Annotated in this window: 23 protein-coding genes; 6 read left to right on the top strand and 17 right to left on the bottom strand. The window is 60.7% G+C overall.

Annotation, left to right across the window (positions count from 1 at the left end):
- The first annotated feature begins 19 nt into the window (after window positions 1–19).
- Complete coding sequence (locus tag ACZ5VE_RS02250; protein WP_464456462.1) at window positions 20–1705, top strand: SulP family inorganic anion transporter; 1686 nt, start codon at window positions 20–22, stop codon at window positions 1703–1705.
- Window positions 1706–1734: 29 nt separating this feature from the next.
- On the opposite strand, the gene ACZ5VE_RS02245 is transcribed toward ACZ5VE_RS02250, so the two are convergent.
- Window positions 1735–2691: a putative transporter gene (locus ACZ5VE_RS02245; RefSeq protein WP_464456461.1), complete on the bottom strand. Its 957-nt coding sequence runs from the start codon at window positions 2689–2691 to the stop codon at window positions 1735–1737.
- A 202-nt stretch (window positions 2692–2893) separates the two neighbouring features.
- Here ACZ5VE_RS02245 and ACZ5VE_RS02240 point away from each other — a divergent pair, with 202 nt between their 5' ends.
- Window positions 2894–4174, top strand: a complete 1281-nt coding sequence (locus ACZ5VE_RS02240; protein WP_464456460.1) for a Y-family DNA polymerase — start codon at window positions 2894–2896, stop codon at window positions 4172–4174.
- Between the two features lie 93 nt (window positions 4175–4267).
- Here the strand turns inward: ACZ5VE_RS02240 and ACZ5VE_RS02235 are convergent, their stop codons facing one another.
- The 6 genes from ACZ5VE_RS02235 to nudB form a co-directional block, all read right to left on the bottom strand.
- A complete protein-coding gene (locus tag ACZ5VE_RS02235; RefSeq protein WP_464456459.1) occupies window positions 4268–5083 on the bottom strand; it encodes a DUF429 domain-containing protein in 816 nt (271 codons plus the stop codon).
- A gap of 4 nt (window positions 5084–5087) precedes the next feature.
- Entirely contained in the window at window positions 5088–5510 is a 423-nt protein-coding gene (locus ACZ5VE_RS02230; protein WP_464456458.1) for a BLUF domain-containing protein, read from the bottom strand.
- A gap of 9 nt (window positions 5511–5519) precedes the next feature.
- Window positions 5520–6242, bottom strand: a complete 723-nt coding sequence (folE, locus tag ACZ5VE_RS02225; RefSeq protein WP_464456457.1) for a GTP cyclohydrolase I — start codon at window positions 6240–6242, stop codon at window positions 5520–5522.
- Window positions 6243–6328: 86 nt separating this feature from the next.
- A complete protein-coding gene (gene clsB / locus ACZ5VE_RS02220; protein WP_464456456.1) occupies window positions 6329–7558 on the bottom strand; it encodes a cardiolipin synthase ClsB in 1230 nt (409 codons plus the stop codon).
- A 2-nt stretch (window positions 7559–7560) separates the two neighbouring features.
- On the bottom strand, window positions 7561–8313 hold the full coding sequence (locus ACZ5VE_RS02215; protein WP_464456455.1) for an endonuclease/exonuclease/phosphatase family protein: 753 nt from the start codon (window positions 8311–8313) through the stop codon (window positions 7561–7563).
- A complete protein-coding gene (gene nudB, locus ACZ5VE_RS02210; RefSeq protein ID WP_464456454.1) occupies window positions 8313–8780 on the bottom strand; it encodes a dihydroneopterin triphosphate diphosphatase in 468 nt (155 codons plus the stop codon). The genes ACZ5VE_RS02215 and nudB overlap by 1 nt, the downstream gene beginning before the upstream one ends.
- 41 nt (window positions 8781–8821) lie before the next feature.
- Between nudB and ACZ5VE_RS02205 the strand changes: the two genes are divergently transcribed.
- Together ACZ5VE_RS02205 and ACZ5VE_RS02200 are read left to right on the top strand one after the other, a co-directional pair.
- Complete coding sequence (locus tag ACZ5VE_RS02205) at window positions 8822–9430, top strand: ABC transporter ATP-binding protein (protein ID WP_464456453.1); 609 nt, start codon at window positions 8822–8824, stop codon at window positions 9428–9430.
- A gap of 165 nt (window positions 9431–9595) precedes the next feature.
- Window positions 9596–10024, top strand: coding sequence for an RNA recognition motif domain-containing protein (locus tag ACZ5VE_RS02200; protein WP_019430095.1), 429 nt, complete (start codon window positions 9596–9598; stop codon window positions 10022–10024).
- A 247-nt stretch (window positions 10025–10271) separates the two neighbouring features.
- On the opposite strand, the gene aspS is transcribed toward ACZ5VE_RS02200, so the two are convergent.
- The 10 genes from aspS to ACZ5VE_RS02150 all read right to left on the bottom strand — a co-directional run bounded on the left by aspS (window position 10272) and on the right by ACZ5VE_RS02150 (window position 23093).
- Complete coding sequence (gene aspS, locus ACZ5VE_RS02195; RefSeq protein ID WP_464456452.1) at window positions 10272–12086, bottom strand: aspartate--tRNA ligase; 1815 nt, start codon at window positions 12084–12086, stop codon at window positions 10272–10274.
- Between the two features lie 65 nt (window positions 12087–12151).
- Entirely contained in the window at window positions 12152–12823 is a 672-nt protein-coding gene (locus ACZ5VE_RS02190) for a DUF502 domain-containing protein (RefSeq protein WP_464456451.1), read from the bottom strand.
- A 25-nt stretch (window positions 12824–12848) separates the two neighbouring features.
- Window positions 12849–13181, bottom strand: coding sequence for an FmdB family zinc ribbon protein (locus tag ACZ5VE_RS02185; RefSeq protein ID WP_464456450.1), 333 nt, complete (start codon window positions 13179–13181; stop codon window positions 12849–12851).
- A gap of 86 nt (window positions 13182–13267) precedes the next feature.
- Entirely contained in the window at window positions 13268–14713 is a 1446-nt protein-coding gene (locus tag ACZ5VE_RS02180) for a high affinity choline transporter 1 (RefSeq protein WP_464456449.1), read from the bottom strand.
- A gap of 40 nt (window positions 14714–14753) precedes the next feature.
- Window positions 14754–16319: a ubiquinone biosynthesis regulatory protein kinase UbiB gene (gene ubiB / locus ACZ5VE_RS02175; RefSeq protein WP_464456448.1), complete on the bottom strand. Its 1566-nt coding sequence runs from the start codon at window positions 16317–16319 to the stop codon at window positions 14754–14756.
- Window positions 16316–16873: a hypothetical protein gene (locus ACZ5VE_RS02170; protein ID WP_464456447.1), complete on the bottom strand. Its 558-nt coding sequence runs from the start codon at window positions 16871–16873 to the stop codon at window positions 16316–16318. The genes ubiB and ACZ5VE_RS02170 overlap by 4 nt, the downstream gene beginning before the upstream one ends.
- Window positions 16874–16919: 46 nt before the next feature.
- Window positions 16920–17900 carry a Tim44 domain-containing protein gene (locus ACZ5VE_RS02165; RefSeq protein ID WP_464456446.1) on the bottom strand — a complete coding sequence of 327 codons (981 nt, stop codon included), beginning with the start codon at window positions 17898–17900 and terminating at the stop codon, window positions 16920–16922.
- 39 nt (window positions 17901–17939) lie between these two features.
- Window positions 17940–18671, bottom strand: coding sequence for a bifunctional demethylmenaquinone methyltransferase/2-methoxy-6-polyprenyl-1,4-benzoquinol methylase UbiE (ubiE, locus tag ACZ5VE_RS02160; RefSeq protein WP_464456445.1), 732 nt, complete (start codon window positions 18669–18671; stop codon window positions 17940–17942).
- Window positions 18672–18781: 110 nt separating this feature from the next.
- Window positions 18782–19198: a gamma-butyrobetaine hydroxylase family protein gene (locus ACZ5VE_RS02155; RefSeq protein WP_464456444.1), complete on the bottom strand. Its 417-nt coding sequence runs from the start codon at window positions 19196–19198 to the stop codon at window positions 18782–18784.
- Between the two features lie 16 nt (window positions 19199–19214).
- Window positions 19215–23093 (bottom strand): DUF3683 domain-containing protein, encoded by a 3879-nt coding sequence (locus tag ACZ5VE_RS02150; RefSeq protein WP_464456443.1) that lies wholly within the window; start codon window positions 23091–23093, stop codon window positions 19215–19217.
- Window positions 23094–23364: 271 nt separating this feature from the next.
- Here ACZ5VE_RS02150 and ugpB point away from each other — a divergent pair, with 271 nt between their 5' ends.
- Both ugpB and ugpA read left to right on the top strand, forming a co-directional pair.
- On the top strand, window positions 23365–24669 hold the full coding sequence (gene ugpB / locus ACZ5VE_RS02145; RefSeq protein ID WP_464456442.1) for a sn-glycerol-3-phosphate ABC transporter substrate-binding protein UgpB: 1305 nt from the start codon (window positions 23365–23367) through the stop codon (window positions 24667–24669).
- Window positions 24670–24803: 134 nt separating this feature from the next.
- The gene (gene ugpA / locus ACZ5VE_RS02140; RefSeq protein WP_464456441.1) at window positions 24804–25685 is read left to right on the top strand and encodes a sn-glycerol-3-phosphate ABC transporter permease UgpA; all 882 of its coding nucleotides are present in this window, start codon (window positions 24804–24806) and stop codon (window positions 25683–25685) included.
- The last annotated feature ends 21 nt before the right edge of the window (window positions 25686–25706 follow it).

The raw sequence follows: 25706 nt of genomic DNA, 5'->3' as shown, positions 1-25706 counted from the left end.
CAGGCGGCTAAGATCGGGCATGGCTTATCTAGAACGATTCCTCACCTTCAAGCAATGGCCCCGCCTGACCGGCCCCCTGGCGCGCGCCGAGGTGTTGGCGGGTCTGACTGTGGCGCTGGTCATGGTGCCGCAAGCTGTGGCCTATGCGGGCCTGGCGGGCATGCCCTTGGTGACCGGGCTTTACACCTGCCTGATTCCGGCCCTTCTGGCCGTGCTTTTTGGCAGCGCCAACCGCTTGTCGGTAGGTCCGGCAGCCTTGACCTGTGTCCTGATTGGCGCCTCATTGACAGGCATGGCCGAGCCCGGCTCGCCCGAGTGGGTGGCGCTGGCGGTGTGGTTGTCGCTGCTGTCCGGGGCCATCCAGCTGCTGCTGGGCCTGGGCCATTACGGCTGGCTCATCAACCTGGTCAGTGCCCCCGTCATGATGGGTTTTACCCAAGCCGCTTCCTTGCTGATCATGGCCTCGCAGGTGCCCGCGTTGCTGGGCATCAAGGCCTGGAACTGGGACGTGACCACATGGTCCACCTGGCTGACCGGTTGGCCTGCGCTGTTTGGCTTGGCCAGTCTGGTCGCCTTGTTGCTGCTGCGCAAATTCAAACCGCGCTGGCCGGGCATCATGCTGGTGATGGGCGCAGCCTCGGCTGTGGGCCATGCCACCGGCTATGCAGAACACGGTGCCATCGTGGGGCTGCTGCCCTCGGGCTTGCCCAGCTTTTACTGGCCCCACTGGCCTGGCTTGGAGGTGCTCAACCAGTTGTGGGTGCCCGCCATGGTGATTGCGCTGGTGAGCTTTTTGGAAACCGCCTCCAGCGCCCGCATTGAATGCCAGCGCGACGGCAAACGCTGGGACGACAGCACCGAACTCTTCAGCCAGGGGTTGGCCAAACTGGCCTCGGCGTTTTCGGGCAGCTTCCCGACCAGCACCTCGTTTTCTCGCTCTGCGCTCATGCTGTATTCCGGCGCACGGTCTGGCTGGGCCGTGGTGGCATCGGTTGGGTTTGTGCTGCTGGCCTTGCTGATCCTCATGCCCGCCTTGCAATACGTGCCGCGCTCGGTCATGGCCGCAGCGGTCATCGTGGCCGTGCTCAACCTGTTCCAGCCCCGGCAGTTCGTGAAGCTCTGGCGCATTGACCGCATCGAAACGATCACCGCAGGCGTGACCTTTGCCATCACCTTGGCCACCGCACCGCGCATTTACTGGGGCGTGATGACCGGTGTGTTGGTGGGTTTGAGCCACTTTTTGCACACCCGCTTGCACCCGCGCATCATCGAAGTGGGCCTGCATGCTGATGGCAGCCTGCGCGACCGGCATTTGTGGAAGCTAGCGCCCTTGGCGCAGCACCTGTATGCGCTGCGCATGGACGCCGAGCTGGACTTTGCTGCCGCAAGCGACTTTGAGCGCGCCATCGCCGATCACCTGGCGCGTCACCGCGACACAAAACATGTGTGCCTGTTTGCACACCCGATCAACCGCATCGATGCCACAGGCGTAGAAACCTTTGGGCAACTGCACCGGCAGCTGTCTAGCCGGGACATCACCCTGCACATCAGCGGCATCAAGCTGCCTGTAGAAAACGCTTTGCACCGCGCAGGCGAACTGGACGAAGGGCCATTCCTCAAGATGTACCGCACCGACGCCGAGGCCATTCAAGCACTCAAGGCACTGGACCCGCTGCCTTCAGACATGGCCGCTGCAGCCATCTGAGGCGCACGGATCGGCCCATCGGCCTCGGTTCAGGCCAAGCCCTTTTCAAATTCGGTCAAGCGCTTGTGAATCGAGCGCAGCTCGGTGATGTCGGTCCAGCGCTCGATCAGGTATGAAAAAGCCTCGTTCACCTTGCCAAACGCATTGCTGACCTGCTGGATCACGCCCAGCGTGATCAGCCCGGTGAACAGCGACGGCCCCATCAGCAGGTAAGGAAAGATCACCATCGTCTGGCTGTAAAAATTGCTCCAGAGATTGAAGTAAGCATAGTGGTTGAACAAACGGAAGTTGTTCAGCCGCACCCCTGTGAACAAGTTCAGCACGGTGGGCAAATCCATGCGGCTGCGGTCGTCTTCGGCATACACCAAATTCTTGCGCAATGCGGCTTCGGTCTTTTGGTTGTTGTATTCGAGCCCCGGCAGGCGAATGCCCACAAACCACGACAGCACGGTGCCGCCCAAGGCGGTGGTCAAAGCCACCCAAAACAGCGAGCCCTCAAACTGCAGCCAGGCAATCGCCATCCCCTTGGACAGCGCCCACAAAATCGGGATGAACGAGGCCAGCGTCAGCACTGCCCGCACCAAGCCCAGCCCCAGATTTTCGGTTTGGCGGGCAAAGCGCATGCAGTCTTCTTGAATGCGCTGCGAAGCGCCTTCGACCGTCTCACTGGTCTTTTGCCAACGCGGCAAATACACCTCGGTCATGGCCTGACGCCAACGAAAGGCGTAGTGCGAGGCGAGGTACGTTTCCAGACTGCGCAGCAGCATGTAGGGGAACGCGATCCACGCGAACTGCTGCATGAAACCCCAAAACATGGCCAACCCGCCTGCTTGCTCGGGCTTTTGCAACAGGTCGTAAAACTGGCCGTACCAGGTGTTGAGCTTGACCGTCTGCTGCACCGTGATGAACACCAGCGCCACCAACACCAACAAACCACCCCAAGCCCACAAGGCCCAACGGCGTGAAAGAAAGAAACTGCCAAACATCAAAAAGCCTTGTCGGTTTTGTGAAAGAACAAACACTGCCCGCCCTGCTGCCGCCACATCCCATCGGCCTCGGGGCAGGTTGCCGTGCCGTCATCGGTGCGGTCACCTGCGGCGGGTAATTATCAGCGTCCGCATGACTCTTCCTCTCTGTTTTAAATTTTTCAGGTTGACAATATACTGTACATAAATACAGTATATTGCCATGCTTCGCTCCCTCTTCATCGACTTCAACAGCTACTTCGCTTCGGTCGAGCAGCAGCTCGATCCGGCCTTGCGTGGGCGGCCGGTGGGGGTGGTGCCGGTCATGGCAGATTCGTCGAGTTGCATTGCGGCCAGCATTGAGGCCAAGGCTTTTGGTGTCAAAACGGGCACGCGGGTGGCCGACGCCAAACGGATGTGTCCGGGCATTGCGCTGGTGTTGGCTGACCACGCGAAGTATGTGCAGGTGCACCAGCAGGCCGTGGCCGTGGTGGACCGGTTGGCGCAAGTGCGGCAGGTGGTGAGCATTGACGAGATGGAGTGCGAGCTGACCGGTCGCTGGCGTGAGCGTGAACGCGCTGTGGCGCTGGCCCAGCAGATCAAGGCGGCGCTGCTGGCCGAGGTGGGCGAGTGCATGCGCACCTCGATTGGCATTGCGCCCAACACGCTGCTGGGCAAGCTGGCCAGCGACATGCACAAGCCCGATGGCCTGACGGTGATCGAGCAGCACGAATTGCCCGAGCGGCTGTTACCCCTCAAGCTCTCGGCCCTGCAAGGCATTGGCCCCCGCATGCGCGAGCGCCTGTCGCGTTGCGGCATCGAGACCATGGAACAGCTGTATGCCGCGCCGCGTGATTTGCTGCACACGGCCTGGGGCGGGCTGGCGGGTTCCGACATGTACGACAGGCTGCGCGGCCAGTGGTACGGGCCACGCGCCACGGTAGCGCGCTCGCTTGGGCATTCGCATGTGCTGCCGCCCGATTTGCGCCACCCCACAGGCGCGCACCAAGTGCTGCACCGCTTAACGCAAAAGGCGGCCATGCGGCTGCGCAAGCAAGGTTTTTATGCCACGGCCATGCAGGTGTTTGTGCGCTGCGACCACCGTTGGCAACGCGAGGCCGGTGGCGAGCGCGCTGTGCATGTGGGCGAGACGCAAGACACGGGCTTTTTGCTGCACACGCTCGACCAGCTTTGGTTCAGCGGCTTGCACCTGCTGCAGCGCCCGCAAGCTGTGGGCGTGCAGCTGTGCGGGCTGGTGCTGGCGAGTCAGCACACACCGGATTTGTTTGATTCGCTTGAAGATGAACCCACCGCCCGTGCTGCGCAGACAAGGCAAAACCAAGAAGTTCACCGCGACCGGACCCGACTGATGTCGGCCATGGACGTGCTCAACCGCACTTATGGCAAGAACGCGGTGTACTTTGCCAGCGCCCACCACGCGCTGGACGCCGCGCCGATGCGCATCGCGTTCAACCGGATTCCGGATCTGGAAACGGAACGCTGAGTCGACCGTAGGAGCTTGCCCTGCAAGCAATAGACCGCAGTTACACAACCACCCCATCGCCAGCAGGGCTGGCTCCTACAAGATGTGGCAGCATCAGGCGGTGACGATCCAGCCTTCGAGTGGGTCGCACGGCGGCAGGCCGTATTGCGGATGCCCGGCTTCGTGCTGTTGCTGCGCCCAGGCCGCTTGCATCAGGCACAAGGTGGCGTCCAGGGCATCGCCGCTGGCGTCATCTGCCAAGCGCCCCAACAGGGCGTTGCTGGCCACCAGGCGCAGGCCCAGTCGGGTCTGGCCGCGCTCCAAGGCGCTGAGCAGTTCACGCCGGGCCAGCAAGCGCTCGGGGGTTTGTTTGGCTTTGTCGTCACTTTTGTAGCTTTGGTTGCCCAAGACCTCACGCGCCAGCAGGCCGGGGTAGGCTTCCAGCGCCACGCGGCGGGTGTCGCCTGCGTGCAGGCCGGGCAGGTGCACACCCGCTTGGCGCAACAGGGGCACGCCCGCGTGCAGCATGTAGGCCACTGGCGGGTTGACCCATTTCATGGAGGGGCTGGAGCCTGCGGGCCGGTCAGCGGCGCGGTGGGCAAACTTGCCACCCACGGGGCGGGCGTTGCAAAACGCCGCAAACTGTTCGCGAATTTGGGGGCGCTCCAGCGCGCCATAGTGGTCCATGCAGGCCGCCCAGTCGGTGGGCCAGCCCAGGCTTTCCACCAGTTCACGCGGCAAGCCAAAGGGCAAATCAAAACCGCCCACCCAGTCGGCAGGCTGCGCCAACCAATGGCCGAATGCGTTCAGGGTTTCAAAGGTGTGCAGGGCTTGCAGTTGCACCCTGCCCTGCCGGGCATTGCCCAGCGCCAGCACAATGGGTTTACGCTTGCTGGGACTGCTGGAAAAATCGCAGCCGATGAGCTGCATCGGATCAGGCGCGGCCGATGATGGATGCAGTGGCCATCAGCTCTTCGAGCAAGGCCAGAGAGACTTTGCCCGAGACGCTGTAAGGGTCTAGCTCAGCGCGCTCGGAGTACTTGAGCAGGATGTTGGTGTTCACACGCGAGGCATCGACCTGGCCCATGGTCCAGCCACCGAAGCGGCGTTCACTGATTTCTTCGTAATGCAGCAAGACCACGTCTTTGTGGCGCACATCTTTCTGGATGTGACCATACAGTTCGCTCACGGCGTTGCGGCCACCTTCGATGGCTTGCAAAAAGATGCCGCCACCGTAGCACAGGATGCCTGTGATGCCGCTGGACGGGTTGTACTGGCGCGACTGGGTCAGGATGGCGTCGATGGTTTCCGGGCGGGAATCCACCACTCGGCTGGCGTAAAGCAGGCGTACCAACATGGTCAGTCCTTATTTGGGAATCAATGACAAAAATTCACGGCGCAGGTTCGGGTCTTTGAGGAAGGCTCCTCGCATGACCGAGTTGATCATCTTGCTGTCCATGTCTTTCACACCGCGCCAGCCCATGCAGTAGTGGCTGGCTTCCATGACGATGGCCAGGCCATCAGGCTGGGTTTTGCGCTGGATCAGGTCGGCCAGCTGGACCACGGCTTCTTCCTGGATCTGAGGGCGGCCCATGATCCATTCGGCCAGACGGGCGTATTTGGACAGACCAATCACGTTGGTGTGCTCGTTGGGCAGCACGCCGATCCAGATCTTGCCAATCACCGGGCAAAAGTGGTGGCTGCAAGCGCTGCGCACGGTGATGGGGCCGACGATCATCAGCTCGTTGAGGTGCTCGGCGTTGGGGAATTCGGTGATCTCCGGGCCTTCGACATAGCGGCCTTTGAACACTTCCTTGAGGTACATCTTGGCCACACGGCGGGCGGTGTCGCCGGTGTTGTGGTCGTTCACGGTGTCGATCACCAGGCTGTCGAGCACGCCCGCCATCTTGGTCGTCACTTCGTCCAGCAGCTTTTCCAACTCGCCGGGTTCGATGAACTCGGCAATGTTGTCATTGGCGTGGAAGCGTTTGCGGGCCGCGTTGATGCGTTCGCGGATCTTGACGGAAACGGGTACGCCTTCGTCTTCGGGCGTGGCGGCAGAAGCAGTCATGGCGTCTGGGGCTTTCATTAACATGGCAATGATCGTAACAGCGATTGATACCCCTGCTTCACCTGAGACATAAGGCCCATGCCTGGCAGGGGTGGATCACCCGCTCAGTAGCGGTTACCGCTCAAAAACAGCGCCAGCCGCATCAAGCCAAAGGCCACCCGGTCACGCAGCCTTTGTTGCCAGGGCCTTAGAACATAAACCGCAGCCACCACTGGCTGGCTTTGCTGCTCGATGGCCAGATGCAAACGCTGGTAAAGCTGCTGGGCAAAAGCCTTGTCCGCCACCACCACATTGGCCTCACGCGCCAACAGCAAACTGAGCGGGTCCAGGTTGGACGACCCCACCGTGGCCCAGGGCCGGTCGTTGTTCGGGTCAATCACGGCCACTTTGGCATGCAAAAAGCTGGCCTTGTACTCGTGGATCTCGATGCCAGCGGCCAGCAACACGCCATACACAGGGCGGACAGCGTGGTACTGCATGAAGTATTCGTAGCGCCCCTGCAACAGCAAGCGTACCCGCACACCCCGCTGCGCCGCGTGGATCAGGGCTTTGCGCAAGCGGCGGCCGGGCAAAAAATAGGCGTTCGCGATGACGATTTCATGCCGGGCTGCACCAATCGCCTTCAAATAAGCCCGTTCGATCTGGCTGCGGTTCAACACGTTGTCACGCAGCAGCAACCCGGCTTTGGCCACCAGACGGCCATCCAGCGCGTGCGCGTCTTCGTGCGTCCAGGGCAAATGCAGGCCCGCCGCCCGAAAGGAGCTGAACGCCTCGGGAAACTGCTGCTGCCTGACATGCCGCACCCCCTGAATGCGCCACCACAGTTGCGCCATGGTTTCCTGCATTTGCTGAACCAAAGCGCCGCGCGCGCACACGGCAAAGTCCAGCCGGGGGTGTACCAAAGCCCCGTGATGAGGGTCATACCAATCGTCCAGGATGTTGATGCCGCCGCAAAAAGCCAGATGCCCATCGATCACGCACAGCTTGCGGTGCAAGCGCCGCCAACGGCTCGGGATCAACAAGCCCAAAGTGCCCAAGGGCGAATACACGCGCCAGTCCACCCCCGCACGGGCAAATCGGTCACGCCACTCCGGCGGCAAGCCGGGGGTGCCCACCCCATCCACCACCACCCAAACCCGCAAGCCCCGCAGGGCGGCCCGCTCCAAGGCCTCGGCCACCATGGCGGCAGCACCATGAAAATCAAAAATGTAGGTTTCGATGTGCACCTGCGACCGGGCCTGTTCCAGCGCAGAGACCAACGCCTCGAAATAGCCTTGCCCGCCTTCGATCAAGCGGATCTGATGACCGTCTCGCAAGGGCGGGCTGTGGCGCATGCTCAGTCCGTCCAAGCGAACTCGGCGACCAAGGGCAGATGGTCCGACATGCGTTGCCAAATGCGTCCCGCCGGTGCCATGGCGTGAACAGGGGTCAGCCCCCTTGCATACACATGGTCGAGCTGGTTCAAAGGCAAACGCGATGGGTAAGTCGGCGTGGGCTGCTCTCGCCATTCACGAAAGCCTGCCCCGGCCATGCGCCGCCCCAAGCCCGTGCCCCAGTCATTGAAGTCGCCCGCCACCAACACGGGCGCATCGGGTGGGATCGTCTGCTCAATGAAGGCCAGCAACTGCACCACCTGACGCACCCGACTGGCAGGCACCAGGCCCAAATGCACCACGAGCACATGCACCACGCGGTCGACCACCTGAACGGTGGTGTGCAACAAGCCTCGCTGCTCAAAGCGGTGGTCCGACATGTCCTGGTGCTGGTGCGACAGCACGGGCCAGCGCGACAACAAGGCATTGCCATGCTCGCCATGGCGGGTGATGGCGTTGGTGCGGTAAACCGACTCATAGCCTTCAGGGGCCAGATAGTCGGCTTGCGGCTGGCTGGGCCAGTGAGAAAAATAACGCTCTTCGCGGCGGTGCATGCGGCGCACCTCTTGCAGGCACACGATGTCGGCGTCGAGCTGTTCCACCGCTTGGGCCAGGTTGTGAATCTCAAGCCGCCGCGCAGGCCCTAAGCCCTGCACACCCTTGTGGATGTTGTAGGTGGCCACGCGCAAGATGGGGTGTTCGTGTCGCTGGGGCATCAAAGGCCGATCCGGTTTTGAAAACGCGGCAGCATCAAAATGGCCTCGGCGTTGGACGGCGAGAAACAATGGTCCGCTGCGGCCTGCCAATGCAGCCATTGCCAGTCGGTGTGCTCGGCCGGGCTCAGGGTAATGGGCGTCTGTTCGGGCACGCTCAGCCCAAACACCCGCTCGGTATTGCGGCTCACATCAGGGTGGTAACGCCAGCGCCAAGCCGGGTAAATGTCGTACACGTTTTCAAGCTGCCAGTCTTGCAAGCGGCATTGGGGGTGCCGCGCATCGATGCCGGTTTCTTCAAACACCTCACGCGCAGCGGTGTCGGCCCAGTCTTCGTCCAGAAAATCCTTGCTGCCCGTGACCGACTGCCACGTGCCCGCGTCAGCCCGGCGAATCAGCAAGACCTGACCGCTGGGGGTATAGATCACCACCAGAACGGATTGGGGAATTTTGTAAAGCGTTGAGGTCACGCTGGCATTCTAGGCAGGCCCGGTCTTGCTAGGATTGAGCCATGTCGTCTTCACCCACCCATTTCGCCCCCTTTTGTCTGCAAGCCCACAACCTGAGCGGGGGGCCTGCTGCCCAAGCGGTCTTTCAAGACCTGAATTTCTCTTGGCCTGCGGGCCTGAGCTGGGTGTGTGGCGACGAAGGTTGTGGCAAAACCACCCTGCTGCGGCTGTTGGCGGGTGATTTACAGCCCCTGAGCGGCACCATCCAAACGCCACCTGGCGGCGTCTTCTGGGCTGATCTGAAGGGCCCTGAGCACGACCAGACCACCGTGCAAGCCTGCTGGGACCAACTGCAAACGCGATACCCCCAATGGAGCAGCGAACTGCTGCAAGACCTGTCCGAAGCACTCGACATGGAACGGCACCGCCACAAACCGCTGTACATGCTCTCCACCGGCAGCCGCCGCAAAGTGATGCTGGTGGCGGCCTTGGCATCAGGCGCAACGGTCACCTTGCTGGATCAGCCCTTTGTCTCGCTCGACCAAGCCTCCATACGGGTGATCAAAGACTTTTTGCATGAAAACGCTGAGCACTCCAGCCGTGCCTGGATCGTGGCGGACTATGAAGTGCCTGCAGATTTGCCACAGACTTCGGTGCTGCAAATGGCATAAACCCCCCCGCAAGCTGATCTATGCCCCATAATGCGTGCGTGTACGTCATAAAAAACGGCACAAGTCAGGTGATCGGTCAGTTTCGCGCGCTACGGCGGCAGTTTTCAGTTTGTTGTGCTTTCGGGACCCCATCGCTTTGTTTTTTGTATTTCTGAGGAGTCCTCCATGGGCAATAAACTTTACGTCGGCAACCTGCCGTACACCGTCCGCGACGAAGACCTGCAACAGGCTTTCGGCGAATTCGGCGCCATCACCAGCGCCAAAGTCATGATGGAACGCGACACAGGTCGTTCTAAAGGTTTCGGCTTTGTCGAAATGGGCAGCGATGCCGAAGCACAAGCTGCTATCGCTGGCATGAATGGCCAGTCTTTGGGTGGCCGTAGCATCACCGTGAACGAAGCCCGTCCGATGGAGGCACGTCCTCCACGTACCGGTGGTTTCGGTGGTGGTGGCGGTTACGGCGGTGGCGGTGATCGCTCCGGCGGTGGCGGCTACGGCGGTGGCCGTTCCGGTGGTGGCGGCTACGGCGGTGGCGGCGATCGCTCCGGCGGTGGCGGCTACGGCGGTGGCGGCGGCGGTCGCGGCGGCTACTAAGCCCTGCACCCTGTCAACGGCAGACATGCCGTTGTAAATCTTCTGGTTCAGCCTAACGGCTGGACACAGACATCAAAGGCTTCAAGACCTCGGTTTTGAGGCCTTTTTTGTGGGCGTGCTACAACGGCCACACCTGCAAGGCGTCTGCGCCGACTTCCGCTTTGTGACGATGAAGACTGCCATATCTGATCCACAAACGACAACGCCACCCGAAGGTGGCGTTGTCGTTTTGCAGGTTCAGCGCTGGTTAAGCAGCTTTGGCAGCATCCAGATTGCGCAAGCGGATGTGCAATTCGCGCAGCTGCTTTTCGTCCACAGGGCTTGGGGCTTGGGTCAGCAAGCACTGGGCACGTTGTGTCTTGGGGAAAGCGATCACGTCGCGAATCGACTCGGCACCGGTCATCAAGGTCACGATGCGGTCCAGGCCAAAGGCCAGGCCGCCGTGCGGTGGCGCACCGTATTGCAGCGCGTCGAGCAGGAAGCCGAACTTGAGCTGGGCTTCTTCGGGTGTGATTTTCAACGCGTCAAACACTTTTTGCTGCACGTCAGCGCGGTGGATACGCACCGAGCCGCCGCCCATTTCCCAGCCGTTCAACACCATGTCGTAGCCCTTGGAAATGCACTTCTCGGGGGCGGTGACCATCCAGTCTTCGTGGCCGTCTTTGGGCGCGGTGAAGGGGTGGTGCACAGCGGTGTAACGCTGGTTTTCGTCGTCGTATTCGAACATGGGGAAGTCGACCACCCACATCGGCGCCCAACGGTCTTCGAACAGACCGTTTTTCTTGCCGAATTCGCTGTGGCCGATCTTGATGCGCAAGGCACCGATGGCGTCGTTGACGATCTTTTCCTTGTCGGCACCGAAGAAAATCAGGTCGCCGTTTTGGGCACCCGAGCGCTCCAGCACAGCCGTCAAGGCCGCGTCGTGGATGTTCTTGACGATAGGGCTTTGCAAACCATCGCGGCCTTTGGACAGGTCGTTGACGCGGATGTAGGCCAGGCCTTTGGCACCGTAGATCTTGACGAACTCGGTGTAGGCGTCGATCTCGCCACGGCTGATGCCGCCGCCTTCGACCGAGCCGTTGGGCACGCGCAGAGCGACCACGCGGCCGCCTTTCATGTTGGCAGCGCCCGAGAACACTTTGAAGTCCACATCGCCCATGACATCGGTCACTTCGGTGAACTGCAGTTTCACGCGCAGATCGGGCTTGTCGGAGCCGTAGATGTGCATCGCGTCCTGGTAGGTCATGACCGGGAACTCGCCCAGGTCGACACCGATGGTTTTCTGGAACACGCGCTTGATCATGCTCTGGAACATGTCGCGGATTTCTTCTTCGGTCAGGAACGATGTTTCGATATCGATCTGGGTGAATTCAGGCTGGCGATCGGCACGCAGGTCTTCGTCGCGGAAGCACTTGGTAATCTGGTAATAACGGTCATAGCCAGCCACCATGAGCAACTGTTTGAACAGCTGGGGCGACTGGGGCAGCGCAAAGAACTGGCCGTCGTGCACGCGGCTGGGCACCAGGTAGTCGCGCGCGCCTTCGGGCGTGCTCTTGGTGAGCATGGGGGTTTCGATGTCGATGAAACCGTTTTCATCGAGGTACTTGCGCACTTCCATCGACACCTTGTAGCGCAGCATCAGGTTGTTTTGCATGTACGGACGGCGCAGGTCCAGCACACGGTGCGTGAGGCGGGTCGTCTCGGACAGGTTTTCTTCGTCGATCTGGAAGGGGGGGGTCACGGAGGCGTTGAGCACGATCAGCTCATGGCACAGCACTTCGATCTTGCCGCTCTTCATGTTGTCGTTGGTCGTGCCATCGGGGCGGGCACGCACCACGCCTTTGATCTGCACGCAAAACTCGTTGCGCACGTCTTCGGCCACCTTGAACATCTCGGGGCGATCGGGGTCGCACACCACTTGCACGTAGCCTTCACGGTCACGCAAGTCAATGAAGATCACACCGCCGTGGTCACGGCGGCGGTTGACCCAGCCGCACAGGCTCACGGTTTGACCGGTCAGGGCTTCGGTCACCAGACCGCAATAGTGGGAACGCATGGACATGTTGTTGGACTTTCTTGATTCTGAAATGGTTTGGCGTGCAAGCTGGGGGCAATAGACCGACTGACTCACAAAGGTGGCTGGGGAGCAGCCGAGGCAACGGGCAAGGCATCGGGGCCACCTGGGACTACGACGCCCATGGAGATGATGTATTTCAACGCATCGTCGACGCTCATCTCGAGTTCGATCACATCGGCTTTGGGCATCATGAGGAAGAAGCCCGAAGTCGGGTTGGGTGTGGTGGGCACATAAACACTGACCATGGGCTGGCCCAGGTGTTTGGCCACCTCACCGCCGGGTGTGCCGGTCAAAAAGGCGATGGTCCATGAACCCTGGCGTGGGTACTGCACCAGCAAGGCCTTGGAAAACGCATTGCCGCTGCCCGAAAACAAGGTATCGGCCACCTGCTTGACGCTGGTGTAGATGCTGCGCACCACCGGGATGCGGTTCATCAGGCTGTCCCACTGACGCAACCACCATTGGCCAAACATGTTGGCCACAAACACACCGGTGGCAAAAATCACCAAGGCCACCAGCATCACGCCGAGGCCAGGCACACCACGCAGGAGTTCGGCCACTTTGTGCATGCCGGGAATCAGGGTGTCGGCGGCCAGCAGCACGGCCAGAAAAATGCCGTCCAGCAAACCCACCAGCCAGTTCAGCACCCACACCGTGATGCCCATGGGCAGCCACACCAGGAGACCGGTGATGAAATACTGTTTGAAGCTGCGTTGTTTCATGAAGGGGCGATCAAGGGTGGACAGGTCAGTGGCAAGCGCAAGACGGCGCGCAGCCACCGGAGGCGGCGGGCGCGCTGGACTCGGCAGCCCCTGCGCTGGAACTGGAGGTTTCAGAAGCAGCAGGTGCTGCGGCATCGGAGGCCGCTGCCGTAGAAGCGGGTGCGCTGGCGGCACCGCCACCCTTGAAATCGGTCGCGTACCAGCCTGTGCCCTTGAGCTGGAAGCCAGGGGCTGTCAGTTGTTTGCTGAACTTGGGCGCACCGCAAGCGGGGCATTCGGTCAGGGGCGCATCGGACATTTTTTGCAGCACATCCTTAGCATGGCCGCAGGCGTCGCACTTGTAGGCGTAAATGGGCATGAAGAGGGCTCTTTTCAGGTTGGAAACACAAAACCCTCAATTATAGGCGGGGGCTACCGCTTCAAGCCCCCTGCCCTCACAGCCGCTCAGGCCAGGCCGACCACTTTGTGGTGCGAACCGTGCTGGTTGCGAACGGCCTGCCGCCCCACCGAGCCCAGCACCATGCCGGTCAGACTGGCCAACACCCCCGCCAATTGGGCCGGAAACTGCTCTCCGGCAGGCGTCAACATGAACAGCAGCCAGGTGAGCAAGCCCAAAACAATCGAAAACAAGGCCCCTTGGGTGGTGGCTTTTTTCCAGTAAAGGCCAAAGGCCAGCGGCACAAAAGCCCCCACCAGGGTGACTTGGTACGCGCCCGAGACCATTTCGTAAATCGAAGTGCCCTGCATGGCAATGGCGTAGCCCAGCACCAGCATGCTGAACACCAACACGGTCACCCGCATGGCCTTGAGCTCTTGCTTGTCGCTTTGGTGCGGGAAAAACTGACGCCAGATGTTTTCAGTGAACGTGACGCTGGGGGCCAGCAAAGTGGCCGATGCGCAGGATTTAATGGCCGACAGCAAGGCACCAAAGAAGAGCACTTGCATGACGAAAGGCATTTGGGTCATGACCAGCACGGGCAGCACCTTTTGCGGGTCGTCCTTGATCAGCGCGGTGGCTTGTTCGGGCATGATGATCATGGCGCTGACCACCAAAAACATGGGCACAAAGGCAAACAGGATGTAGAAGACGCCACCGATCACCGGGCCCCGGGTGGCGGCGTACTCGCTGTTGGCCGACATGACGCGCTGAAACACGTCTTGCTGGGGAATGGAGCCCAGCATGATCGTGATGGCCCCGGCAAAAAAGAAAAGAATGTCTTTGAAGTTCGGCTCTGGCCAGAACTTGAACATGTCCTGGCTCACGGCCAGGGCCAGCACTTTGTCTGCGCCGCCCGCCTGGTTGCCAGCAAACACCGCCAGCACCGCCAAGCCCACCACCAAAATGATCATCTGGATGAAGTCGGTGATGGCCACCGACCACATGCCGCCAAACAAGGTGTAGGCCAGGATGGAAAACACGCCAATCACCATGCCCAAGGGCATGCTGATGACTCCGTCAGACAGCACATTGAACACCAGGCCCAAAGCCGTGACCTGGGCAGAGACCCAGCCCAGGTAACTGACCATGATGATGACGGAGCAAATGACCTCGACACTGCGGCCATAGCGTTCACGAAAGTAATCGCTGATGGTCAGCAAGGTCATGCGGTAGAGCTTGGCCGCGAAAAAGAGCCCCACCAGAATCAGGCAACTGCCCGCGCCAAAAGGGTCTTCCACCACGCCGTTCAAACCGCTGTTGACGAATTTGGCCGGAATGCCCAGCACCGTCTCGGAGCCGAACCAGGTCGCAAACGTGGTGGTCACGATCATGGCCAAAGGCAAATGCCTACCGGCGATGGCGAAATCGGCGGTGTTTTTAACGCGCTTGGCAGCCACCAGGCCAATCGCAATGGTCACCAGCAGGTAGGCGATCACGAGGGTCAGCAACACGGCAATGTCTCCTGTTTATTTTTTTGGGAAAAGCGGGGAATCAATACAGCTGCATGTGCGACCAGACCTGCAAAGCCAACAGGCTCAGGACAAAACCAACGCCCATATAAAGCAAGATTTGCAGCAAGTTGTTGGTGCGCCGCTGCTCGGCCAGCAATTGCGCGATCTGGCGATGTTCATTGGCGTGCGGTTGCTTCAGGTACTCGTGCAACAGGCGTGGCAACTGGGGCAGCAGCTTGGCGTAATGCGGGGCCTGGTCTTTCAATTGCTCCAGCAATTTTTTGGGGCCAATCTGGTCCAGCATCCATTTTTCAAGGAAGGGCTTGGCGGTGCTCCACAAGTCCAGTTCGGGGTCGAGCTGGCGACCCAGGCCTTCGATGTTGAGCAGGGTTTTTTGCAGCAAGACCAGCTGCGGCTGGATCTCGACCTGAAAGCGGCGCGAGGTCTGAAACAAACGCATCAGCACCATGCCCAGCGAAATTTCTTTCAAGGGGCGGTCAAAGTAGGGTTCGCACACCGCACGGATGGCCGACTCCAGTTCGTCCACGCGGGTGTCTGCGGGCACCCAACCGGATTCAATGTGCAGCTCGGCCACGCGTTTGTAATCGCGGCGGAAAAATGCCGTGAAGTTTTGCGCCAAATACTCTTTGTCGTATTCGGTGAGCGTGCCCACGATGCCGAAGTCCAGCGAGATATAGCGGCCAAACGTCTCGGGCGCCAGGCTGACCTGGATGTTGCCCGGGTGCATGTCGGCGTGGAAAAAACCGTCGCGAAACACCTGGGTGAAGAACAAGGTCACACCATCGCGGGCCAGCTTGGGAATGTCCACACCAGCAACCCGCAGGCGGTCCACATGGCTGATGGGCACGCCGTTCATGCGCTCCATCACGATCACTTCGGGTTGACAGAAGTCCCAGATCATCTCGGGGATCAACACAAGGTCAAGGCCTTGCATGTTGCGACGCAGTTGCGCTGCATTGGCGGCTTCGCGCACCAGGTCCAGCTCGTCGTTCAGGTATTTGTCGAACTCGGCCACCACTTCGCGGGGCTTGAGTCGTTTGCCATCGCTGCTCAGGTTTTCCACCCAACCCGCCATCATGCGCATCAGGCTCAGGTCTTTTTGAATCACCGGCAACATGCCGGGGCGCAGGACTTTGACCGCCACCTCGCGAACATCCCCTGCTTTGCTGCGCAAGGTGGCAAAGTGGACCTGCGCAATGGAGGCGCTGGCCACAGGCTGGCGTTCAAAACTTTCAAAAATATCGTCCACCGGCTTGTGGAACGCACGCTCAATGGTGGCCACAGCGATGTCGGAGCTGAAAGGGGGCACACGGTCCTGCAACTTGGCCAACTCTTCGGCAATGTCCAAGGGCAACAAATCGCGCCGGGTGGACAGCACTTGGCCAAACTTCACAAATATCGGCCCCAAGCGCTCCAGTGCCTCGCGCAGACGCACGGCACGCGGAGACCGCAGGTCACGGCCCACCGACAGAATGCGGGCCAGAAGGCGAATCCAGGGTTTTTGAAAGCTGGAGAGCACCAGCTCATCCAGGCCGTAGCGCAGGACGATGAAGACGATGAACGCGCCGCGACCGATGCGGCTCATGCTGCAGCACCCACCGACGTGCCCGGCGCACGCTGGGCCACGAAACCGCGCAGCGCTTCCATGGCTTTGCGGGCGGCTTGGGCCAAGGTGTGGGCTGGTGCATCACCGATCAAACGGGCCAGGTCTTCTTCGGCATCCCAACGCACATGGTCGATCAACCAGTTGATTTCGGCCGCCAGTTGCACATCGCCTTCGATGCGCACCTTGGGCTTGTCACCCTTGGCCAAGGCCGAAGCCAAGGAAACAGGCGACGCTTCGGTCACCGACAGGCGCAGATCAAAGCCGTCAAAACGGCCCCGCTCCAGCAAGCCCGCCGGGGTGGGTGTGAGCTGGAGTTGCATGCGGTCCCAGACCAGCTCGATGCGCTGGCCTTTTTGCCGAGCCAAACGGGCCATGGCCTCGGGCTCACTCATGAGCACATGGTTGAGGAAGAGCACGAGACGGTTGACCGACTCGTCGACCACCCAGGCCGGGGGCTGAAAATTCGCGGCCATCTGGTTGAGCATGTCGGGGAGAGCCTGCGCGGCCCATGAAAAAGGGGACTGTGTTGCCATAGTCCCCGATTATTCCCGAAAGCGGAGCCCCATCCGGGGCCAGGCTTTATTGCAGCGCTTGCACGCCAGCCACCAGCCAGCCGCCGCCTTGTTTGGATTTGGTCATGTTCCAGACTTCGCGGAATGAGCTGGGGCCTGACGAAGCGTCTTCGCGGATCATGCCGTTGAACTCGACGCTGGCCAAATAAGCATCGGCCTGCTCTTCGATGCCCAAAAGCTGTGCTTCCAGCATGACCACTTCGGTCTTGTTGGGCTGGCCAGGAAACTGGCTTTCGCGTTCGGCCAGCTGGCTGCGGATCTCGGCCACCATGGTGTCGGTCATCATGGAGCGCAGTGTGGAAATGTCCGAACGGTCCCAGGCGTCTTGCAAAGTCACAAAATTGCGCTTGGCTGCCGTCACGAAGCTGTCCACGTCAAATCCGGCGGGAATGCCCCAAGTCTGGCTGCCACTCAGGGCCGATCCAATCATGGAGCCACTGCTGGCCTCGACTGCCGAGCTGTCAAAACGGGTGTTTTGGGATTCCCATGGGCGGGCAGAGGCGTCATTGCCCACTTTTTCGGGGTTGTATTGCTTGAGCGATGCAGGCTGATCGGCCGAGGTCCCCGCGCCTTGGTAGGCGAAACCACCCTGGTTACCCGAACCTGCATTGCGGCGCGAGCGCATGAACATGCCAATCGCCGCCATCACGGCCACACCGATCAACAGGACCATCAAGACGTTGCCGAAAGCGCCCCCCATGCCCAAAGAATGCGCCAACCAGGCCAGCCCCAGGCCAGCGGCCAAACCACCCAACATGGCGCCCCAAGGCTTCTTGGGTGCAGCGGCGGCAGGCGCAGCAGCAGGCTTGGCGGCATTCGCGGCGGCTGCGTTTTGGGCAGGGGCTGCAGGCGCAGCGGCCTCGCGCTTGGTGACCTGACCCGATTGCTGACCGATGGACTTGCCTCCGCCCATGCGGCGGGCGGCTTCGGCATTGAGGCTGCCCAAGGCCAATACGCCAGCGAGTATCAGTGTCATCAACTTGTTCATGGTGTCTCCAACTCCGGTCCAAAAATAATCAAATGGGCATCAACATTTGATACCCATGTGCAAGGCTACCACCCCAGCTGACAAGTTGTGAAAGTCCACATGGCCAAATCCGGCATTTTTCATAAGGGTTTTCAGCGACTCCTGATCAGGATGCATACGAATGGATTCGGCCAAGTAGCGGTAGCTGTCGGCATCGCCCGCCACCAACTTGCCCATGTGCGGCAGGATCTTGAAGCTGTACCAGTCGTAGACTTTTTCAAGCGGCTTGGCCACTTTGGAAAATTCGAGCACCAGCAATTTGCCGCCCGGCTTGAGCACGCGGCACATCTCCTTGAGCGCCACGTCCTTGTGCGTCATGTTGCGCAGGCCAAAGGCCACGCTGACCACGTTGAAGTGGTTGTCGGGGAAAGGCAGCTTCTCGGCATCGCACACCAGCGTGGGCAGCGCCAGCCCGTGGTCGACCAAGCGGTCACGCCCGGTAGAGAGCATGGCCTCGTTGATGTCGGTGTGCACCACGCGGCCGGTGGCCCCCACTTTTTTGGCAAAGGCCATCGACAAATCGCCCGTGCCACCGGCAATGTCCAGCACCTGATCGCCCTCTTTGAGGTTGGCCACCTGCACGGTATAGGCCTTCCATACGCGGTGCAGGCCCATCGACATGAGGTCGTTCATGACGTCGTATTTGGACGCCACCGAATCAAACACGCCACGGACGTGTTGGGCCTTTTCTTTTTCGTCGACGGTTTTGAAACCGAAATGGGTGGTGCTCATGGCGGGTATTGTAAAAGTCCAAGCTTGGACGAGTAGGTCGGAGCTTCAGCTCCGACAATGGTCTTGAACCATGCCAATCATGTCGGGGCTGAAGCCACCGACCTACAACTTCAGTGGTTGTGACCGCAGCTGCTGCCCGCTTTTTCGGGCATGGGCGCATCGCGGCTCGTGCCTGCAGCTTGTAAACGGTCTTCGTATTGCTGCCACAGCGCGGCCTGCTCGGCACCCAGGAAATACAGGTATTCCCAAGTGAACAGGCCCGACTCGTGGCCGTCTGAAAACGTGGGCTTGACCGCGTAGTTGCCCACCGGCTCGATCTCGGCAATGGTCACGTCGCGCTTACCGGTTTGCAGCACTTCCTGGCCCGGGCCGTGGCCCTGCACCTCGGCCGATGGCGAGTACACGCGCATCAGCTCGAACGGGATGCGAAACTGCGCCCCGTCAGAAAAGCCGATCTCCAGCACCTTGGTCTGGCCGTGCACGGTCAGCGACTCGGGCGTGGGCGTTTCTTTTTTCAATCCGGCCATGTTCTGCTTTCAAGGGTTAGACCAGCACACGTTCAATGCCACCGGCATTGGCAGCGCTGACGTACTCGGGCATCCAGTTTTCGCCCAGGATGTGTTTGGCCATCTCGACCACGATGTAGTCGGCTTCGAGCAGGCCGTTTTTCATGTCGTCGCCATAGCGCGACAGGCCTTGCAGGCAGCTGGGGCAGCTGGTCAGGATCTTGACGTTGGCTTGCGGAGCCAGGGCACCACTGCCCCGCAAAGCGGCTTCGCCCTTGAGCAGTTCTTCTTCCTTGCGGAAACGAACCTGGGTCGAGATGTCGGGGCGGGTCACGCCCAGCGTGCCCGACTCGCCGCAGCAACGCTTGCTTTCGATCACGTTGTCACCCATCAAGGCCTTGACGGTCTTCATGGGCTCTTGCTGTTTCATCGGGCTGTGGCAAGGGTCGTGGTACAGATAGGCACCGCCCGCATCCAGCTTCATGCCTTTTTCCAGCAAGAACTCGTGGATGTCGATGATGCGGCAGCCAGGGAAGATCTTGTCGAACTGGTAGCCCTGCAGCTGGTCATAGCAAGTGCCACAGCTGACCACCACGGTCTTGATGTCGAGGTAGTTGAGGGTGTTGGCCACGCGGTGGAACAGCACCCGGTTGTCGGTGATGATCTTCTCGGCCTTGTCGAACTGGCCCGAGCCCTTTTGCGGGTAACCGCAGCACAGGTAACCCGGTGGCAGCACGGTTTGCACGCCCACATGCCAGAGCATGGCCTGCGTGGCCAAGCCGACCTGGCTGAACAGGCGCTCGGAGCCGCAACCTGGGAAGTAAAACACCGCCTCGGATTCCGACGAAGTGGCTTTCGGGTCGCGGATGATCGGCACGTAATCGTTGTCTTCGATGTCCAGCAAAGCACGCGCTGTCTTCTTGGGCAGGTTGCCCGGCATCTTCTTGTTGATGAAGTGGATCACCTGCTCTTTGATCGGCGCAGTGCCCACCGAGGCAGGTGGTGCGCTGGTTTGCTTGCGGGCAACGCCCTTGAGCAAACCGGCCACAAAACGCTGCGCCTTCATGCCCACACCCACCATGGCCATGCGGGCCAGCTTGATGGTTTCGGGATTGGTGGCGTTCAACATGAACATGGCCGCGGCATTGCCAGGGCGGAAGCTCTTTTGGCCCATCTTGCGCAACAGGTTGCGCATGTTCATGGACACATCGCCAAAGTCGATGTTCACCGGGCAAGGTGTCAGGCACTTGTGGCACACCGTGCAGTGATCGGCCACGTCTTCAAACTCTTGCCAGTGCTTGATCGAGATGCCCCGGCGGGTTTGCTCTTCGTACAAAAAGGCCTCGACCAGCAAGGAGGTGGCGAGGATCTTGTTGCGTGGGCTGTACAGCAAATTGGCACGCGGCACATGGGTCGCGCACACGGGCTTGCACTTGCCGCAGCGCAGGCAGTCTTTCACGCTGGCGGCAATTTCGCCAATGTCCGACTGCTGCATGATCAGCGACTCGTGGCCCATCAGGCCAAAGCTGGGCGTGTAGGCGTGCGTCAGGTCAGCGGCATGCACATCGTCACCCAGCCCGGTCAGGGCCGCGCCGCGCAGCAGCTTGCCCTTGTTGAAGCGGCCTTGCGGATCGACCTTGGCCTTGTAGGCAGTGAAGTTGGCCAGCTCGGCGTCGGTCAAAAACTCCAGCTTGGTGATGCCAATGCCGTGCTCACCCGAGATCACGCCGTCCAGGCTGCGCGCCAACACCATGATGCGGGCCACCGCTTCGTGGGCGGTTTGCAGCATCTCGTAGTTGTCGGAGTTGACCGGGATGTTGGTGTGCACATTGCCGTCACCGGCGTGCATGTGCAAGGCCACCCACACGCGGCCCTTGAGCACGCGCTGGTGGATGGCGTTGACCTCGTTCAGGATCGGTAAAAAGGCAGAGCCGGAAAAGATGTTCTGGAAAGCCGGGCGGATTTGCGTCTTCCAGCTGGCGCGCAAAGTATGGTCTTGCAGCTCGGGGAACAGCGTGTCAACTTGCGTCAACCAGCCTTGCCATTGCGTTTGCACTTCACGCACCACCGCCAGGGCTTGCGCCACGCGGTCTTCCAGCAGCTCGGCCGAAGCGACCTCGTTGGCGTCGTCTTGTTTGCCCAGCGGCAGGTTGCCCCGCTCCAAGAAAGCTTCCAGCTCGCGGCAAAAATGCAGCTTGTTGCGCAGACTCAGTTCGATGTTGATGCGCTCGATGCCGTCGGTGTATTCGGCCATGCGCGGCAGCGGGATGACCACGTCCTCGTTGACCTTGAAGGCGTTGGTGTGGCGCGAGATGGCCGCCGTTTTCTTGCGGTCGAGCCAGAACTTCTTGCGCGCTTCGGGGCTGATGGCGATGAAGCCTTCGCCGCTGCGCGAGTTGGCAATGCGCACGATTTCGCTGGTCGCTTTGGCCACGTCGTCGGCGTTGTCACCGGCAATGTCACCGATCAGCACCATCTTGGGGAAGCCCCCACGCTTGGACTTGGTGGAGTAACCCACCGCGCGCAGATACCGGTCGTCCAGGTGCTCCAGACCGGCCATCACGGTGCCGGTGCGCTTTTGTTCGGCGAACATGAAGTCTTTGATCTCGACGATGCTGGGCACGGCCTCGCGGGCGTGGCCAAAGAACTCCATGCACACGGTGCGGGTGTGGGTGGGCATGCGGTGCACGACCCAACGGGCGCTCGTGATCAGGCCGTCGCAGCCTTCTTTTTGCACGCCAGGCAGGCCCGACAGGAACTTGTCGGTCACGTCCTTGCCCAGGCCCTCCTTGCGGAAGGTCTTGCCCGGAATCACCAAGGTTTCGGTGCGGATCGGGGTTTTGCCGTCGGCCTTGAAGTAACGCAACTCAAAGGTGGCCACTTCGGCGTCGTGGATCTTGCCCATGTTGTGGTCCATGCGCACCACATCCAGCCATTCGGCATCGGGCGTGACCATGCGCCAGCTGGCCAGGTTGTCGAGGGCCGTGCCCCACAAAACCGCTTTTTTACCGCCCGCATTCATGGCGATGTTGCCGCCAATGCAGCTGGCCTCAGCAGACGTCGGGTCCACCGCAAACACAAAACCACCGCGCTCGGCCGCATCGGCCACACGCTGGGTCACCACCCCCGCTTCGGTGTAGATGGTTGGGATCTTGTGGGCGATGCCCGGCAGATCGACCATCTCGACCTCGGTCATGGCTTCGAGCTTTTCGGTGTTGATGACCGCGCTTTTCCAGGTCAGCGGGATCGCACCCCCGGTGTAGCCCGTGCCGCCGCCCCGGGGCACAATAGTCAGGCCCAGGTCGATACAGCCCTTGACCAGCCCGGCCATTTCGGTCTCGGAGTCCGGGGTCAGCACCACAAAGGGGTATTCCACGCGCCAGTCGGTGGCGTCGGTCACGTGGCTCACCCGCGAGAGGCCGTCAAACTTGATGTTGTCCTTGGCCGTCAGGCGGCCCAAGGTCTTTTGCACCTGGCTGCGCAGCTTGGCCATGCGTACAAAGCGTTCGCTGAATTGCGCCACGGCCTGCTTGGCCAGCGCCAGCAACTGGCCTACCAGCGCATCGCGGGAGGCATCGGCCTCGGGGGTGCGGCGTTTTTGCACTTCGCCCAGGCGGTGTTGCAAGGCATCCACCAGCAGCTTGCGGCGGCCGGGGTTGTCCAGCAGGTCGTCCTGCAAATAGGGGTTGCGCTCTACCACCCAGATGTCACCGAGCACTTCATACAGCATGCGGGCCGAACGGCCCGTGCCGCGCTCCTGGCGCAACTGGTTCAACAAGCCCCATGCCGGTTCACCCAGCAAACGCACCACGATTTCGCGATCCGAAAAACTCGTGTAGTTGTAAGGAATTTCGCGCAGGCGCGGCGCGTCGGCGTCGGCTTGCATCAAATGTTGGAGCGTGGTGGGTGCATTCATAGGGATGGGCGCGGTCAAATGCGTTGGTCAAAACGCGGTCAGCCAGACCTGGACGGGGCGTCAAACCGGCTGGGGGTGAATGTTACCGCAGTGCAGCAAACACGCGCCGAAGGGAGGGGCACCTGTCGCGCAAGGCTCCGGGCGTCATGGAAACCCCGGGTTGTCACCAAAAAGTCATGCCGTTTTAATGCTTTAGCCATGAAGCAGCGCCACACTTGCTCTGCAATTGCTTATTTATGAAGCAAAACAATCCATTTATTCAGGAGTAGTCATGAAAATTAAGTTGACCCTTTCCGCCCTGGCCCTGGGCTTGGCCAGCCTTTCGGCCCAAGCCCAAACTGAAATCCAGTGGTGGCACTCCATGGGCGGCGCCTTGGGCGAGTGGGTCAACGACCTGGCCAAAGACTTCAACGCCAGCCAGAAGGATTACAAAATCGTGCCCACCTTCAAGGGCAACTACGACGAGTCCATGACGGCCGCGATCGCCGCCTACCGGGCTGGCAACGCCCCGCACATCCTGCAGGTGTTTGAAGTGGGCACCGCCACCATGATGGCCAGCAAGGGCGCCATCGTGCCCGTGGGCAAGGTCATGACCGACGCGGGCCTCAAGTTCGACCAAAACGCCTATGTGCCCGCCGTGGCCGGTTACTACACCGCGCCCAACGGCCAGATGCTGAGCTTCCCCTTCAACAGCTCGACCCCCGTCTTCCACTACAACAAGGACGCCTTCAAGGCCGCTGGCCTGGACCCCAATGTCCCACCCACCACCTGGCCTGAAGTGGCACTGGCTGCCGCCAAGCTCAAGGCCAGCGGGCACAAGTGCCCCTTCACCACCAGCTGGATCAGCTGGACGCAGCTGGAAAGCTTCTCGGCCTGGCACAACACCGAATTTGCCACCAAGGGCAACGGCATGCGCGGCATGGACGCGCGCCTGTCCTTCAACACCCCGCTGCATGTGCGCCACATCGACAACCTGGCCAACATGGCCAAGCAGGGCCTGTTTGTCTACAAAGGCCGTGGCAATGCGGCTGACGCCACCTTTGTCTCGGGCGAGTGCGCCATGGCCACTGGCTCCTCGGCGCTGTATGGCAACGTGGTGCGCAACGGCAAGTTCGGCTACGGCATCGGCACCCTGCCCTATTACCCCGATGTGAACGGTGCCCCACAAAACACCGTCATCGGAGGCGCGAGCCTCTGGGTGATGAGCGGCAAAAAAGCCCCCGAATACAAAGGCGTGGCGCAGTTCTTTGCCCACCTGTCCAAAGCCGATGTGGCCGCAGCCAGCCACCAGCGCACTGGCTACCTGCCCGTCACCAAGGCCTCGTTCGAGTTGACCGAAAAATCAGGTTTCTACAAAAAGAACCCTGGCACCGACGTGTCGGTGACGCAGATGATCCGCAAAACCACCGACAAGTCGCGTGGCGTGCGCTTGGGCAACTTTGTGCAAATCCGCACCATCATTGACGAGGAACTCGAAGGCGTGTGGAGCGGCAAAAAAGGCACCAAAGAAGCCTTGGACATTGCCATCAAACGCGGCAACGAACAGCTCGAACGCTTCGAAAAAGCCAACAAGTGATCTCCCGCTGATGCCCCATGCGCCCACCGAGGCGGTGGGCATGGCGCAAAAGCAGAGGCAGCGCCTCTGCTTTTGCGCATTTTGGGCGGATACTTTTGATCTGACACTTCACACGCAGGCCTTGCAAAGCATTTATGGAAAAACGCGTTCGATTCAAATCCCGCTGGCTGCCCTGGCTGCTGATTGCGCCGCAATTGAGCATCGTGCTGGTGTTCTTTTTCTGGCCTGCCGGGCAAGCGCTGTACCAAAGCGTGCTGCAAGAAGACGCCTTTGGCGCATCGCGCGAGTTTGTGGGCCTGGAAAACTTTGCCCGCTTGTGGCACGACAGCGGCTACCTCGATTCATTCAAGACCACCGCCGTGTTTTCGCTCTTGGTGGCGGTGACGGGCTTGTCGGTGTCGCTGCTCTTGGCCGTGATGGCTGACCGGGTCGGGCGCGGCGCGGGCCTGTACAAAACCCTGCTGATCTGGCCCTACGCGGTGGCCCCGGTGGTGGCGGGCGTGTTGTGGCTGTTCATGTTCGCATCGCCCATGGGCGTGGTGGGTTATGCACTGCGGTCTATCGGCATCGAGTGGAACCACCTGCTCAACCCCAACCACGCCATGGCCCTCATCGTGATGGCCGCGGTCTGGAAGCAGATTTCCTACAACTTCCTGTTTTTTCTGGCGGGCTTGCAGTCCATCCCCAAGTCGCTGATCGAAGCGGCCGCCATTGACGGCGCAGGCCCCTGGCGGCGCTTTTGGACCATCGTGTTCCCGCTGCTGTCGCCCACCACCTTCTTTTTGCTGGTGATCAACATCGTCTACGCCTTCTTTGACACCTTTGCCATCGTGGACGCTACCACCCACGGCGGCCCCGGCAAAGACACGGCCATCCTGGTCTACAAGGTGTACTACGACGGTTTCAAGGCGCTGGACATGGGCAGCTCGGCCGCGCAGTCGGTGGTGCTGATGGTGATCGTGGTCTCGCTCACGGTCTTGCAGTTCAAATTTGTCGAAAAGAAAGTGCAGTACTGATGTCGCACCCCCACATTCACT

It is taken from the genome of Limnohabitans sp. INBF003, assembly GCF_055396645.1.
Note: the sequence above shows the minus strand (reverse complement) of the source record. Positions and strands in the feature narration are given on the sequence as shown.